At 37.0% G+C, this 16,411-nt stretch carries 11 protein-coding genes and 5 tRNA genes; 1 reads left to right on the forward strand and 15 read right to left on the reverse strand.

Annotation, left to right across the window (positions count from 1 at the left end; all coding sequences use genetic code 11):
- Nucleotides 1-714: 714 nt before the first annotated feature.
- The 14 genes from rpoC to C8N37_RS20935 form a co-directional block, all read right to left on the reverse strand.
- Entirely contained in the window at nucleotides 715-4,992 is a 4,278-nt protein-coding gene (rpoC, locus tag C8N37_RS20870; protein ID WP_108160751.1) for a DNA-directed RNA polymerase subunit beta', read from the reverse strand.
- Between the two features lie 75 nt (nucleotides 4,993-5,067).
- Complete coding sequence (gene rpoB / locus C8N37_RS20875) at nucleotides 5,068-8,877, reverse strand: DNA-directed RNA polymerase subunit beta (protein ID WP_045752387.1); 3,810 nt, start codon at nucleotides 8,875-8,877, stop codon at nucleotides 5,068-5,070.
- Between the two features lie 169 nt (nucleotides 8,878-9,046).
- Complete coding sequence (rplL, locus tag C8N37_RS20880; protein WP_045752388.1) at nucleotides 9,047-9,421, reverse strand: 50S ribosomal protein L7/L12; 375 nt, start codon at nucleotides 9,419-9,421, stop codon at nucleotides 9,047-9,049.
- Between the two features lie 80 nt (nucleotides 9,422-9,501).
- Entirely contained in the window at nucleotides 9,502-10,020 is a 519-nt protein-coding gene (gene rplJ, locus C8N37_RS20885) for a 50S ribosomal protein L10 (protein WP_045752389.1), read from the reverse strand.
- 2 nt (nucleotides 10,021-10,022) lie between these two features.
- Nucleotides 10,023-10,721 (reverse strand): 50S ribosomal protein L1, encoded by a 699-nt coding sequence (gene rplA / locus C8N37_RS20890; protein ID WP_045752390.1) that lies wholly within the window; start codon nucleotides 10,719-10,721, stop codon nucleotides 10,023-10,025.
- A gap of 22 nt (nucleotides 10,722-10,743) precedes the next feature.
- The gene (gene rplK / locus C8N37_RS20895; RefSeq protein ID WP_045752391.1) at nucleotides 10,744-11,187 is read right to left on the reverse strand and encodes a 50S ribosomal protein L11; all 444 of its coding nucleotides are present in this window, start codon (nucleotides 11,185-11,187) and stop codon (nucleotides 10,744-10,746) included.
- Nucleotides 11,188-11,374: 187 nt separating this feature from the next.
- Nucleotides 11,375-11,920, reverse strand: coding sequence for a transcription termination/antitermination protein NusG (gene nusG, locus C8N37_RS20900; protein WP_045752392.1), 546 nt, complete (start codon nucleotides 11,918-11,920; stop codon nucleotides 11,375-11,377).
- Between the two features lie 18 nt (nucleotides 11,921-11,938).
- Nucleotides 11,939-12,133 (reverse strand): preprotein translocase subunit SecE, encoded by a 195-nt coding sequence (secE, locus tag C8N37_RS20905; RefSeq protein ID WP_045752393.1) that lies wholly within the window; start codon nucleotides 12,131-12,133, stop codon nucleotides 11,939-11,941.
- A gap of 19 nt (nucleotides 12,134-12,152) precedes the next feature.
- Nucleotides 12,153-12,223: transfer RNA gene (locus C8N37_RS20910), tRNA-Trp, on the reverse strand.
- A gap of 164 nt (nucleotides 12,224-12,387) precedes the next feature.
- Entirely contained in the window at nucleotides 12,388-13,572 is a 1,185-nt protein-coding gene (tuf, locus tag C8N37_RS20915) for an elongation factor Tu (protein WP_108160752.1), read from the reverse strand.
- Nucleotides 13,573-13,628: 56 nt separating this feature from the next.
- Nucleotides 13,629-13,700 (reverse strand) — tRNA-Thr (locus C8N37_RS20920).
- Between the two features lie 94 nt (nucleotides 13,701-13,794).
- Nucleotides 13,795-13,867: transfer RNA gene (locus C8N37_RS20925), tRNA-Gly, on the reverse strand.
- A 58-nt stretch (nucleotides 13,868-13,925) separates the two neighbouring features.
- Nucleotides 13,926-14,006: transfer RNA gene (locus tag C8N37_RS20930), tRNA-Tyr, on the reverse strand.
- 21 nt (nucleotides 14,007-14,027) lie between these two features.
- Nucleotides 14,028-14,100: transfer RNA gene (locus C8N37_RS20935), tRNA-Thr, on the reverse strand.
- Nucleotides 14,101-14,553: 453 nt separating this feature from the next.
- Between C8N37_RS20935 and C8N37_RS20940 the strand changes: the two genes are divergently transcribed.
- Complete coding sequence (locus C8N37_RS20940; RefSeq protein ID WP_108160753.1) at nucleotides 14,554-15,717, forward strand: BamA/TamA family outer membrane protein; 1,164 nt, start codon at nucleotides 14,554-14,556, stop codon at nucleotides 15,715-15,717.
- 77 nt (nucleotides 15,718-15,794) lie between these two features.
- Here C8N37_RS20940 and C8N37_RS22990 read toward each other — a convergent pair whose 3' ends face one another.
- Nucleotides 15,795-16,322 (reverse strand): hypothetical protein, encoded by a 528-nt coding sequence (locus tag C8N37_RS22990; RefSeq protein WP_186812867.1) that lies wholly within the window; start codon nucleotides 16,320-16,322, stop codon nucleotides 15,795-15,797.
- Nucleotides 16,323-16,411 lie beyond the last annotated feature (89 nt).

The following is a 16,411-nucleotide window of genomic DNA, read 5'->3' on the forward strand; positions in this document are numbered from 1 at the left end:
AAACCCTTCTTTTTTCAGTGCTTCCCCTTTCGGATCAGCCGTTCCTCCCTTGCGGAGTGGTGCAAAGATAGGAACTTTTATCCTTCACTTCCTAATGTTTTTTTGCTTATTTCTGAATAATAAGGTTAACTAACTGTGACATTGTGTGATTGATTTGTAAGCAGCGTTCCCAGGGTATGCCTTATCCTGCAATATTGGGAAGATAATTGCAGATCAGTGAGGTTTTTGGCAACTGTTGTTTAGGCCTTGTTTACTGTTCATTTTTTTGACTTTACTGTATCTGCCTATTTGGTGCTGCAAAAAAAAAACGGTGTCCGACAGAAATAATAAAGACATCGAACTGTTTTTGAATCTTATCCGTCATCAGCAAGGGATAATCTTTTATTCACATTGGGCGGTAAGCAGGAAGATGCTCCGCGCCTGCTTTCCACTTTCATGATATGCCATCCAGCTGGGCAGACTGAAAATAGCAGCAGGATCAATCTGCTTGTATAAGCAAATCTCCCTATACGGGTCGAGCGTCCTTATTATGGTAGATCTTGGACTTCGACTGATTCATCGAAAATCTTTTGGCAGCAAATAGCCAACAATTAGGATCTGATACCACATAGATACCAATACACGGCAATAGAGCAGCAATTGATAACATCCTACATCACAAAAAAAGGGTTGCAGACAAAATCTGCAACCCTTTCAAGTATGATTAAAAAATTATTAATCTTCTTCTTTCGAAGCTAATAATTGATCGTATTCTTCACGTGAACCTACGATAATGTTACCATATTGACGAAGACCTGTACCTGAAGGAATTAAGTGACCCACAATTACATTCTCTTTCAATCCTAATAAATTATCACGTTTACCTGCTATAGCTGCTTCGTTCAAGACTTTTGTAGTCTCTTGGAAAGATGCTGCAGAGATAAATGATTTCGTACCTAATGAAGCTCTAGTGATACCTTGTAATAAAGGACTTGAAGTCGCAGGAATTGCGTCACGGACCTCTACTAATTTTAAATCACGACGTCTTAAGCTTGAGTTTTCTTCACGCAACTTACGTAAAGAAACAATTTGACCTGGACGTAAGTCATTGGAATCACCAGCCTCTACCACAACTTTTTTGTCGTAAAGCGAATCATTTTCTTCCATGAAGTCCCATTTGTTAACAGCCTCTTTCTCTAAGAAACGTGTATCTCCTGGATCTTCAATATTGACTTTTTGCATCATTTGGTGAACAATTGTTTCAAAGTGTTTATCATTGATTTTTACACCTTGAAGACGGTAAACCTCTTGAATACCATTTACGATATAATGCTGTACTGCTGATGGACCTTTGATTGATAAGATATCTGCTGGAGAGATCGAACCATCTGATAAAGGCATACCAGCTTTAATAAAGTCATTGTCCTGTACTAAGATATGTTTCGAAAGTGGAACAAGGTACTTTTTAATTTGGCCATCGCGTGATTCGATAGAAATCTCACGGTTACCACGTTTAACACCACCTAAAGTTACAACACCATCAATTTCAGTTACTACAGCTGGATTAGAAGGGTTACGTGCTTCGAATAATTCCGTTACACGAGGTAGACCCCCCGTAATATCGCGAGTTTTACCTGTAGAACGAGGAATCTTAACTAAGATACCACCTTCTTTTACAGTTACACCATCCGCTACAGAAACGTGAGCTCCTACTGGAATGTTGTACGTACGAATTACTTCACCTTTTTTGTCTAAGATCTTGATCGCAGGGTTTTTCGTTTTATCACGAGTTTCAATGATTACTTTCTCTTTGTGACCAGTTTGCTCATCTGACTCTTCGCGGAAAGTTACACCTTCTACAATCGCATCAAACTCCACTTTACCAGCAAACTCCGAGATAATAACAGCATTATATGGATCCCATGATACTAACTTATCACCTTTAGCAACCTTATTTCCTTCTTCAACGAACAATTGAGAACCGTAAGGGATATTTTGTTGGAATAATACTTTTTTAGTTTCATCCAAAATTTTGATCTCACCAGAACGACCCAATACTACTTGATGCGTACCATCTTCACCTTCTTGAGATACTGTACGTAAGTTTTCAAACTCAACTGTACCGGCATATTTAGAAGAAATCTGGGACTCAGCAGCAATGTTAGAAGCCGTACCACCGACGTGGAACGTACGAAGTGTCAACTGTGTACCTGGCTCACCAATTGATTGTGCTGCAATTACACCTACAGCTTCACCCAATTGAACACGTTTACCAGATGCCAAGTTACGACCGTAACAGCTAGCACATACACCACGTTTACATTCACATGTTAACACGGTACGAATCTCAACACCTTCAATACCAGAAGATTCAATGCGTTCAGCAATATCTTCTTCGATGTCTTGATTAGCCTCTACTAACAACTCACCTGTCTCTGGATCATATACATTGTACAACGATACACGACCTAAAATACGATCGTACAATGGTTCTACAACATCATCATTATCTTTTAATGCCGTTGTATAAATACCTCTTAAACCTCCACAGTCTTGATCAATAACGATCATATCTTGTGCAACGTCATGTAAACGACGAGTTAAGTAACCCGCATCCGCCGTTTTTAATGCCGTATCGGCAAGACCTTTACGTGCACCGTGGGTAGAGATAAAGTATTCTAATACTGAAAGACCTTCTTTAAAGTTTGATAAAATCGGGTTTTCAATAATTTCACCACCTGCTGAACCTGATTTTTGAGGTTTAGCCATCAAACCACGCATACCACACAACTGACGAATTTGCTCTTTCGAACCACGTGCACCAGAATCAAGCATCATATATACAGAGTTGAATCCTTGGTTGTCATTCGATAAGATATCCATTACGTGTGATGTCAACTTATTGTTGATACGTGTCCAAATATCGATGATTTGATTATAACGTTCGTTGTTGGTAATGAAACCCATGTTATAGTTATTCATTACTTCTTCAACTTCGTTTGTCGCTTGTTGAATTAAATCAGCTTTAGCATCAGGAATGTTCAAATCTTGCAAGTTGAACGATAGACCACCTTTAAAAGCTGTCTGGAAACCTAATTCTTTCATATCATCCAAAAACTGTGCAGCACGAGCCATACCCGTAGTTTTCACAATTTCTCCAATGATATTACGTAAAGATTTTTTCGTTAATAATTCGTTGATAAATCCCACTTCATGAGGAACAACTTGGTTGAATATAACACGACCAACTGTTGTATCTAATAAAGTATCAACGATACTACCATCTTTAGTTCTGATTTTAGTTTTTACCTTAATAAAAGCATGCAAATCAATTTTCTTCTCATTCAAAGCGATAATAACCTCTTCTGCAGAATAGAAAATCATATCTTCACCATGAACGATTTGTTCTGGAGTACTTTTTCGGCCTTTCGTGATATAATAAAGACCCAAAACCATATCCTGAGAAGGTACTGTTACAGGAGAACCATTTGCAGGGTTCAAAATATTGTGCGCTGCCAACATTAAAACTTGAGCTTCCAAAACTGCAGCATTACCTAAAGGTAAGTGGACTGCCATCTGGTCACCATCAAAATCGGCGTTGAATGCGGTACACACTAATGGGTGTAATTGAATAGCTTTACCCTCTACTAAAGTAGGTTGGAAAGCCTGAATACCCAATCTGTGTAACGTAGGTGCACGGTTTAATAATACCGGATGACCTTTCAACACGTTTTCTAATATATCCCAAACAACTGGATCTTTACGATCTACAATTTTCTTAGCTGATTTTACAGTTTTCACTATACCACGCTCGATCATCTTACGAATGATAAACGGTTTGTAAAGTTCTGCTGCCATATCCTTAGGTAAACCACACTCATGTAATTTCAAGTGAGGTCCAACGACGATTACCGAACGAGCCGAATAATCCACACGCTTACCTAATAAGTTTTGACGGAAACGACCTTGTTTACCTTTTAAGATATCAGATAATGATTTCAACGCACGGTTACCTTCAGTTTTCACTGCGTTAACTTTACGTGAGTTATCGAATAATGAATCGACAGCCTCTTGTAACATACGTTTTTCATTACGTAAAATTACTTCTGGAGCTTTAATTTCAATTAAACGTTTCAAACGGTTATTACGAATAATAACACGACGATATAAATCATTTAAATCTGAAGTCGCAAAACGACCACCATCTAAAGGAACTAATGGACGTAATTCTGGTGGAATAATAGGAACGATTTTTACGATCATCCATTCAGGACGATTTTCAATACGATCTCTTGAACCACGGAATGCCTCTACAACATGAAGACGTTTTAAAGCCTCATTTTTACGTTGCTGAGAAGTTTCGTTAGCCGCTTGGTGACGTAAATCATAAGATAATTTATCTAAATCAATACGTTTCAATAATTCTTCTAACGCTTCAGCACCCATTTTAGCAACGAACTTTTGAGGATCGTTGTCATCTAAATATTGGTTTTCTTTAGGTAATGTATCTAAAATATCTAAATATTCCTCTTCAGTCAAGAAGTCCATATAGTTGATACCATCATCCTCTTTAATACCAGCTTGAATAACTACATATCTTTCGTAGTAGATAATCATGTCCAGTTTTTTAGTAGGAAGACCTAATAAATAACCAATTTTATTTGGAAGAGAGCGGAAATACCAGATGTGTGCAACAGGAACCACCAATGAAATGTGTCCCATACGCTCACGACGTACTTTTTTCTCCGTAACTTCAACACCACAACGGTCACATACAATACCTTTATAACGGATACGTTTGTATTTACCACAGTGACATTCATAATCCTTTACAGGACCAAAGATACGCTCACAGAATAAACCATCACGTTCTGGTTTGTAGGTACGATAGTTAATCGTTTCCGGTTTTACAACTTCACCACTTGAACGCTCTAAGATTGTTTCTGGAGACGCCAAGCTTACAGTAATTGATGTAAAGTTGCTTTTAATTTTATTATCTTTTTTGTAAGACATACTTATTCAAAAGTTAAAGCTTTATGAAAAAGTTTTAGTGATCATAGCGATCACTAAAACTTCCTTTTTGCTTAATTAATCCAATGTGATATCTAAACCTAAACCACGTAACTCATGTACCAATACGTTAAACGATTCTGGTACCGATGGAGTTGGTAAATTGTTTCCTTTTACGATAGCCTCGTAAGTTTTCGCACGACCAACAACATCATCCGATTTCACAGTCAAGATTTCTTGTAGGATATTAGATGCACCGAATGCCTCTAATGCCCAAACCTCCATCTCACCAAAACGCTGACCACCGAATTGAGCTTTACCACCCAATGGTTGTTGTGTAATCAATGAGTATGGTCCGATAGAACGAGCGTGCATCTTATCATCAACCATGTGACCTAATTTCAACATATAGATCACACCAACTGTAGTTGGTTGGTCAAAACGCTCACCTGTTAAACCATTGTAAAGGTAAGTTCTACCTGAAGCAGGTAAACCAGCTTTAGCAACCCAGTCCTCTACCTCTTCTTTTTCGGCACCATCGAAAATAGGAGTTGCAAATTTAACACCTAATTTTTGACCAGCCCAACCTAAAACAGTTTCGTAAATCTGTCCTAAGTTCATACGAGAAGGTACACCCAGTGGGTTTAACACGATATCTACTGGTGTTCCATCATCTAAGAAAGGCATATCTTCATCACGTACAATACGTGCAACAATACCTTTATTACCGTGACGACCTGCCATCTTATCCCCTACTTTCAATTTACGTTTTTTAGCAACGTAAACTTTAGCCATTTGAACAATACCTGATGGTAACTCATCACCGACAGAAACTGCGAATTTATCACGTTTGAAAGCACCTAACTCTTCATTTAACTTGATGTTATAGAAGTGTAAAGAAGCTTTAATCATTTCATTCTTATCTTCGTCAGTTGTCCAACCTGTAGGGTTGATATTATTATAGTCTAATTCTGCTAAGATTTTTTGTGTAAACTTAGCCCCTTTAGCTACTAACAATTCTTTATAAACATTATAGATCCCTTGAGCAGTTTTACCATTCACAATTGTAAATAATTTTTCTACCAAGCGTTCTTTCAAAATCTTAACAGCTCTTTCATGTGCTGTTTCCAATTTCTCTAATGTTTTACGCTCAACTTCTTTAGACATTTTCTTAGCGCGTGCAAATAACTTCGTATCAATTACAACACCTTTCAATGAAGGAGAAGCTTTTAATGAAGCATCTTTAACGTCACCAGCTTTGTCACCAAAGATTGCACGTAATAATTTCTCTTCTGGAGAAGGATCTGACTCACCTTTAGGAGTGATTTTTCCGATCAAGATATCACCACCATTAACTTCAGCACCGATACGGATAATACCGTTTTCATCTAAGTCTTTGGTCGCTTCTTCCGAAACGTTAGGAATATCTGCCGTTAATTCTTCTTCACCACGTTTTGTATCACGAACTTCCAATTCAAACTCTTCAATATGAAGAGATGTAAACCAGTCTTCTTTTGCTACACGCTCAGAAATAACGATCGCATCCTCAAAGTTATATCCTTGCCAAGGCATGAATGCAACTTTTAAGTTACGACCTAATGCTAATTCACCATTTTCAGTTGCATAACCTTCACATAATACCTGACCCTTAGTCACACGTTGACCTTTACCTACAATAGGTTTTAAGTTCATACACGTATTCTGATTGGTTTTCTTGAATTTGATCAATCTATATGTTTTGACATCATCATCAAATGACACTAAACGGTCATCATCAGTGCGGTCATAACGAATTTTAATTTCATCTGCATCTACATATTCCACGACACCATTACCCTCTGCATTAATTAATGTACGGGAATCTTTCGCAACACGGGCTTCTAAGCCAGTACCCACGATAGGAGCTTGTGGACGTAAAATTGGAACAGCTTGACGCTGCATGTTTGATCCCATCAATGCACGGTTGGCATCATCATGTTCCAAGAAAGGAATTAATGAGGCCGCAATAGATGTAATTTGATTAGGAGCAACGTCCATATAATCCAAACGCGTAGGTTCGATTACCGGGAAGTCACCAAAATATCTTGCTTTTACTTTAGCATCTATAAAATTACCATTATCATCATACTGCGCATTTGCCTGACCGATTGTTTTCTCATCTTCGTCCTCAGCAGATAAATAATGAACAGGTTCTTCAACCACAACACGACCATCTTCTACACGACGGTAAGGAGTTTCGATAAAACCTAAATTATTAATCTTAGCGTGAACTGCTAATGAGGAAATCAAACCAATGTTTGGTCCCTCTGGAGTCTCGATTGTACACAAACGACCGTAGTGCGTATAGTGAACGTCACGAACCTCGAAACCTGCACGCTCACGAGAAAGACCACCTGGACCTAAAGCTGAAAGACGACGCTTGTGCGTGATCTCTGCAAGAGGGTTGGTTTGATCCATGAACTGTGATAACTGATTAGTACCAAAGAATGAATTAATCACAGACGATAACGTACGTGCATTAATTAAGTCAGTAGGTGTGAAAACCTCATTATCACGAATATTCATACGCTCACGAATGGTACGAGCCATACGAGAAAGACCTACTCCAAACTGTGCATATAACTGCTCACCTACTGTACGTACACGACGGTTAGATAAGTGGTCAATATCATCCACCTCAGCTTTAGAGTTGATTAAGTTAATCAAATACTTCACGATTGCGATGATATCTTCACGAGTCAATACCTTCGTTTCATCAGGAGTATTTAATTTCAATTTACGGTTAATGCGGTAGCGACCTACATCACCCAAATCATAACGTTTGTCCGAGAAGAATAAACGATCGATAATACCACGAGCAGTTTCCTCATCAGGTGGTTCAGCGTTACGCAATTGACGATAGATATGTTCTACCGCTTCTTTCTCAGAGTTAGACGTATCTTTTTGTAATGTGTTATATATAATTGAATAGTCAGCATTGTTTGAAGCATCTTCTTTTGCTAAAATAATAGATTTTACTCCAGCATCGATGATCAAATCAATGTGATCTTCTTCTAAAACAGTCTCACGTTCAAGGATAATTTCATTACGATCGATTGATACCACTTCACCAGTATCCTCATCAACGAAATCTTCAATCCATTTTTTCAATACCCTTGCCGCCAAACGACGACCCACGTATTTTTTTAGACCAGACTTACTTACTTTAATTTCATCGGCAAGATCAAATAATTCTAAGATATCCTTATCAGAATCATAACCGATAGCACGTAATAAAGTAGTAACTGGGAATTTTTTCTTACGGTCGATATAAGCATACATGACGTTGTTTACATCAGTTGCAAATTCAATCCAAGATCCTTTAAAAGGAATTACCCTTGCAGAATAAAGTTTAGTACCATTTGTGTGTCTACTTTGACCAAAGAAAACGCCAGGTGAACGGTGTAATTGAGATACGATTACGCGCTCCGCACCATTGATCACGAAAGTACCTTTCGGTGTCATATATGGGATAGTTCCCAAATATACGTCCTGCACAATAGTCTCGAAATCTTCGTGTTCTTCATCATTACATGATAACTTTAACTTTGCCTTTAAAGGAACGCTATAAGTTAACCCACGTTCGATACATTCTTGTATATCATAGCGAGGAGGATCAATGAAATAATCCAAAAACTCGAGAACAAAAATGTTTCTAGAATCAGAAATAGGGAAGTTTTCCGAGAATACCTTGAACAGCCCTTCCTGATGGCGGTTGTCAGAAGTAGTTTCTAGTTGAAAAAACTCCTTGAAAGATTGCAATTGCACATCTAAGAAATCTGGATATTCCAGAACTTTCCTGCTTGTCGCAAAATTTACTCTTTCTTGTTGAATATTATTGTTTGCCAAGGGGATATGAATTTTAGTTTTAAAAAAACTGAGCTTAACTATGCTGTCATTACTACATTTCGACTATGTTCAGCATACACATAGACTAGTAGTGAAATATCATAAATAGGAATAGACTCTAACGAAAATACGTCAGAGTCTAAACCTTTTGAGGGCTTGTTATGTAAGATTATTTAATCTCAACAACAGCTCCAGCTTCTTCTAATTGTTGTTTCAAAGCTTCTGCTTCATCTTTAGAAACACCAGTTTTGATTTCTTTAGGAGCTCCATCAACTAAATCTTTAGCTTCTTTCAAGCCTAGTCCAGCTAAATCTTTTACTAATTTAACTACAGCTAATTTAGCACCACCAGCTTCTTTCAAGATAACATCGAAAGATGTTTTCTCTTCAGCAGCAGCAGCACCTTCAGCTGGAGCAGCAGCAACTGCAACAGCAGCAGCAGCAGGCTCGATACCATACTCGTCTTTTAAGATATCAGCTAATTCTTTAACTTCTTTTACTGTTAAGTTTACTAACTGTTCAGCAAGTTGTTTTAAATCTGCCATTTTATTTTGAATTTTTGAATGTCGTTATGAAAAATTGTTATTAATAATAGAACGAATGTTTTATTTAAAAAGAGTATTCGTTAACCTCTTTGTTCTAAAGCTTTTACTAAACCTGAAATTGTATTTCCACCCGATTGAAGAGCTGAAATAACATTCTTAGCAGGAGATTCCAATGCAGCGATAACGTCAGCGATGAGCTCATTTTTAGATTTAAGACTCACTAATGCTTTCAACTGATTGTCACCTACAAATGCAGTTTCTTGGATATAAGCAGCTTTCAACAAAGGTTTATCACCTTCTTTACGTAAAGCTTGAATTAATTTCGCTGGAGCATTTGCGATCTCAGAGAACATCATTGTAGACGCACCTTTCAATGTACCTACGATCTCATCTGAATCGATACCAGCTTCGATTAATGCTTTTTTGATTAAAGTGTTTTTAACAGCTTTAATTTCAATATCACTTTCGAAACATTTGCGACGAATGCCATTCACTTTTTCTACCGATAAATTAGAAGTGTCAGTAATATAGAAATTACCGTAAGATTTAATCTGCTCGGCCAAAGCTTGAACAATTTCTTGTTTTTCTTCTTTTCTCATGATTAAATACCCGCTACTGATTTAGTTTCAATATGAATACCAGGACTCATAGTTGATGAAATGTGAATGCTTTTAAAGTATGTTCCTTTAGCTGCAGACGGTTTCAAACGAGAGATAGTTTGTAATACCTCTAATGCGTTTTCATAAATTTTGTCTGCATCGAACGACGCTTTACCAACTGAAGTATGGATGATACCAGTTTTATCAACTTTGAAATCAATCTTACCGCCTTTTACATCTGTTACTGCTTTACCTACTTCTGTAGTTACAGTACCAGTTTTAGGATTTGGCATTAAGTTTCTTGGACCTAAAATACGACCCAATTTACCTACTTTAGCCATCACACTAGGCATTGTAATAATGATATCAACGTCAGTCCAACCGCCTTCAATTTTACTGATATACTCATCTAAACCTACGAAATCAGCACCTGCTGCTTTAGCTTCTTCTTCCTTATCAGGAGTACATAAAACTAAAACACGTACAGTTTTACCAGTTCCGTGAGGTAAAGTTGCAATACCACGAACCATTTGATTTGCTTTACGAGGATCTACGCCTAAACGAACGTCGATATCCACAGAAGCATCGAATTTGGTCAATGAAATTTCTTTAACTAAAGCCGAAGCTTCTTTTAAAGAGTATGCTTTACCAGCTTCAATTTTGGATAGTGCCGCTTTTTGATTTTTTGTTAATCTAGCCACTTTTCTTAAATTGATTTCTTAATTAATTGTTCCAAGGAGCATTACCTGATACAGTAATACCCATACTACGTGCTGTCCCAGCTACCATTCTCATAGCAGCATCTAAAGTAAACGCGTTTAAATCTACCATTTTATCTTTAGCAATAACTTCTACTTGTTCCCAAGTAACTGAAGCTACTTTTTTACGGTTAGGCTCACCTGAACCGCTTTTTAAACCAGCAGTTTCTTTCAATTGAATAGCAACTGGTGGAGTTTTAATGATAAAATCAAAAGATTTATCGGCGTAAACTGTAATGACAACAGGCAATACTTTTCCTGGTTTGTCTTGCGTACGAGCATTGAACTGTTTACAGAAATCCATAATGTTCACACCCTTAGCACCTAAAGCAGGTCCTACTGGTGGAGATGGATTCGCAGCTCCGCCCTTAACTTGTAATTTTACTAACGCACTGACTTCTTTTGCCATCTTGTTTTGAATTAAATTATTAAATGTTTGTTAGTAAGTTGGAAGCAAATAACGTAACATTTATTATTTCACTTGGCTATTAACTTGCGTTTAACCACCAAATGAGGTGCAAAGATATGTATAATAAAAACTAAATACAAATATTTTTCAACATAAAAAGAGCAAAGGTTAAACTTTGCTCTTTTTATTATTCTTTTTCTACTTGCATGTAGTTTAATTCTAATGGTGTTTTTCTTCCAAAAACTTTCACCATCACGATTAATTTCTTTTTGTCTTCGTGAACTTCTTCGATCTCACCAGTAAAACCATTAAATGGACCATCATTCACCTTCACTGTTTCACCAACATAGTAAGGCACATTAATGGTCTCACCTTGTTCAGCCATCTCATCTACTTTACCTAAGATACGATTAACTTCTGCTTGACGTAACGGAATAGCATTACCTGCCTTATCTCCTAAAAATCCAATAACACTATTAACCCCCTTTATGATATGCTCCAATTCACCATCCAAAGCAGCCTCTAACAAAACGTATCCAGGATAATAGTTGCGCTCTTTAGCTACCTTTTTTCCATCACGCATCAAATAGTACTTTTCCATAGGAATCAACACTTGAGTAACCAAATGCTCAATCCCTAAACGACTCACTTCGGCATCAATATATTGTTTTACCTTCTTCTCCTTACCACTCACTGCACGAACTACGTACCATTTTAAACTTTGATCTGCCATAAATAATGTTTGATGAAATTAAGAAGCAATACCGTACAACAACTCCAATACGTTGCTTGAAGCTTTATCCATTATAAAAACCAATAATGCTATGATAACAGAAGCAACAAGTACGATCACAGCGGAGTTTTGTAACTGACCCCAAGTAGGCCAAGTGACCTTCTCTGTAATCTCGACATAAGAGTCTTTAAAAAAATCAAGTACTTTTGCCATTTTCAGTTTATTTATTAAGCACGGGAACAAGGATTCGAACCCTGATCAAAGGTTTTGGAGACCTCTATTCTACCGTTGAACTATTCCCGTGTATTTCTTATTTTGATGATGCAAATATAGTGTTTTAAACAATCTCCTGCAAATATTTTTAATCTTTTTTTATTGTTTTTTAATCAATATTTTAGATTGAAAAAATAAGCTAATCAGTATGAACTGATTAGCTTATTATATGGTGATTTTAGAATCTTTTCAGATTATAAAATTTCAGTTACCTGACCAGCACCTACAGTTCTACCACCTTCACGGATAGCGAAACGTAGACCTTTTTCCATAGCGATAGGAGAGATCAATTTAACAGTGATCGTAACGTTATCACCTGGCATTACCATTTCAGTACCTTCAGCTAGTGAAATCTCACCAGTTACATCTGTTGTACGGAAATAGAATTGAGGACGGTATTTGTTAAAGAATGGTGTGTGACGACCACCTTCAGCTTTTGATAAAACGTAAACCTCAGCTTTGAAATAATCGTGAGGAGTTACTGATCCTGGTTTACAGATAACCATACCACGTTTGATATCAGTTTTCTCAATACCACGTAACAATAAACCTACGTTATCACCAGCTTCACCGTAATCTAAAATTTTACGGAACATCTCAACACCAGTTACTGTAGATTTTAAGTTCTCAGCACCCATACCTAAGATTTCAACTGGATCTCCAGAGTTGATTACACCTCTTTCAATACGACCTGTAGCAACAGTACCACGACCTGTGATCGAGAATACATCCTCTACTGGCATTAAGAAAGGTAATTCAGTTAAACGTGGAGGGATTGGAATGTAGCTATCAACAGCATCCATTAATTCCATAATTTTAGCAACCCACTCAGGCTCACCATTAAGAGCGCCTAAAGCAGAACCTTTAATTACTGGAACATCATCTCCTGGATAATCGTAGAATGATAATAATTCACGAACTTCCATTTCAACTAAGTCTAATAATTCTTCATCATCTACTAAGTCAGTTTTGTTTAAGAAAACAACTAAAGCAGGGATACCTACTTGACGACCTAATAAGATGTGCTCACGTGTTTGAGGCATAGGACCATCAGTAGCAGCAACTACGATGATAGCGCCATCCATTTGAGCAGCACCAGTAACCATGTTTTTCACGTAATCGGCGTGACCTGGACAGTCAACGTGTGCATAGTGACGTAAAGCAGTTGAGTACTCAACGTGTGCAGTATTAATAGTGATACCACGCTCTTTTTCTTCAGGAGCAGAGTCAATTGAATCAAATGAACGAGCTTCTGATAAACCTGCGTCTGCTAATACTTTAGTAATAGCTGCAGTTGTAGTAGTTTTACCGTGGTCAACGTGACCGATTGTACCAATGTTTAAGTGTGGTTTACTACGGTCAAATTTCTCTTTTGCCATGTTTATGCGAATTAGTAATTATAAATATTTCTCTATTTGTTATACAATGTTGTACGAGCCAAAGATGGGATTTGAACCCACGACCTCTTCCTTACCAAGGAAGTGCTCTACCCCTGAGCTACTTCGGCTTTTCGAAAATTCCTTCTACAGATTAATGCCTCCACCTTTAGATATAATATTATCAAAGAAGACAGAGACTAAAAATCAATACTTAAAAATTTGAGCGGAAGACGAGGTTCGAACTCGCGACCTATAGCTTGGAAGGCTATCGCTCTACCAACTGAGCTACTTCCGCTTTGTTTGCGATTTTACTTTAGATCTTCATCTACTAACAGCTCGCAAACTGTTTGGTGTGGGGGGAGAAGGATTCGAACCTTCGAAACCGAAGTAACGGATTTACAGTCCGTCCCATTTGACCGCTCTGGAACCCCCCCATAACTATAAAGTTATGTTTGAGCCTCTTATCGGAATCGAACCAATGACCTACTGATTACAAGTCAGTTGCTCTACCAGCTGAGCTAAAGAGGCGTTTCTTTTTAAAAGCATTAATCTCTAAACTTCATTTCTTTTGTTTAGCGAGTGCAAATATCTATTTTAATTTCGATATGTGCAAGCTTTTTTTTTATTTTTTTTCACTCTTAAAAGAACTATCAAACTTTCCGAAGTAGCATCGCTATTTCCCCGTTTGCTGATGCAAAGATATACACTAAACCCACATTACAAAAATATTTTTTTAAAAAAAACATGTCTTTTTCACAACACTACTGATACGCAGATAAATAAATTTCAATGAAAATATGACATTTTATAATGTTCGCTCAAAATTTGATCTATCCAGTATCAAATTAGGATTGCTGATAGGTTCCAGACTGATAACAGTAGCACCATCATGAGTGCATAAAATAGACGACAATGAATAAATTTGTTTCCTATATGACGCAATTAAGATTGTAAATAAAACAAATTTATCTAAGTTTGGCCATGCAAAATCCAGATCAAAATAAAGTGATCAAAATACTAGTGTCGATACTATTCATTGTTTTTATCACAAATACGCACATCTTAAAAGCTCAAAATATACTAGAAAAAGTGACTAAAAAAGTCTTTTCGACCTCCAAAGATTCGACCAGGTCTGGGGTTTTTATGATTTTGCCCGCATTAGGTTATGCCCAAGAGACAGGTGCCGAATATGGAATTGCCAGCAATTATAACTTCTATTTCAATAAAAAAGATAGCAGTATCAGATCATCCAACATTTTATTGATGGGTACTTACACAACCAAAAAGCAATCAAATATCAAATTACAATCCGACATTTGGACGGACAATAATGATTACCATATTATTTCAGAACTTCGTTATCGCAATTGGCCATCTAATTTTTATGGTATAGGCATGGATACTAAAAAGATAGATGAAGACTTAATCAGTCAAAAATTGTTTCGTGCCAAATTAGAAGTAGAAAAAAGAATGACTTCTAATTACTATTCGGGAGTAAATATACAATATGATTATGTCCAGTTTCATGATAGAGAACCTGGTGGTATATTTGATCAAGCGACTGTCATTGGAAAAAATGGAGGCCAGCAGCTACTTTTGGGAATTTCTCAATTGTATGACAATCGGAACCATGTTTCTTACACGACTAAAGGTTATTATGCTAGAGCTAAATTAGCATATGCCCCCAAATTATGGACGAAAGAAGATTTTGAAGGTGCTAATTTTGATGCTGACATACGTGGTTTTTTTCCTATAAACAAAAAAATAACATTAGCAGCGCAGGCGATTTATAGAGCAACATTTGGAAAAACGATTCCTTACTATGCATATCGAGATCTCGGTGGTGACATGATGATGCGTGGCTATTATATTGGTCGTTACAAGGACAAAAACTATCTCGCATCGCAGGCTGAATTGCGGTATCGCTTACATCCCAGATTTGCTGTTGCAGGATTTACAGGAATAGGTTCCGTCTTTTCAAAAGAATATCAGGCGCGTTTTGTTCCTTCCTATGGAGGTGGGCTACGCTACTTCTTCAGTCTGGAGCATAATAGCAATATCCGTCTTGATTATGCTTATGGTGAACAGCGGCCTGGTGAAAAACGACAATCTGGATTTTATTTGTCACTTAGTGAAGCATTTTAAAAAAATATTTCCTGGTGTTTTGATCACCTTTTTTTCAAATAAGGTGATCGATCCTAATTTCACAACTGCCTTTCCTTTTAAAAACGAATGATAAAGTCTTCTTTCCTTTGCCCTTTTCTAAAAAAAACCAATCCAAGATGGAAAAGATCGATAGTCACGACAACCTTTGAATGCTGCTTTAAAAATCTCCAAGACTTTTCTTGATCTTTTGAAAGATGAGGGCTATCAACAATGATTATATCATCTTCTTGCATCTCAAATAGTATTTTTTGATAATCATCGACCGTATTGATATAATAAATTGCTCGCTGGGCCAAGATCGTACAGTTACGTTCAAATAACTTGACCAGATCGGGATCATTTGATTTATCGGATATTTTATAGGTGCCAAATGGAAACGTTCTTAGCAAACGCTCTACAAATAAATAGTTCTTCTCTTCCCTCTTCCCTGCCCTTTTATAGCATAACGGCACAGCATTCACCTCATCAACCGTAGGCTTTCGATAAAGAACTTCATCGACCAATTGATATACAAAAGGTGAATGAGTTCCATGGCGACTATGAGAAACTAAATAATGACGTAAAGATTTTAGATAATACTGCATGTAGAGGACAAATTTACATAGAGTAATACAAATTCCTATTAAATGAATACCAAATTCGGTATTAACATAGATTTAACTATCCTATTGTT

It is taken from the genome of Sphingobacterium faecium, from assembly GCF_003054045.1.
Lineage (GTDB): Bacteria > Bacteroidota > Bacteroidia > Sphingobacteriales > Sphingobacteriaceae > Sphingobacterium > Sphingobacterium faecium.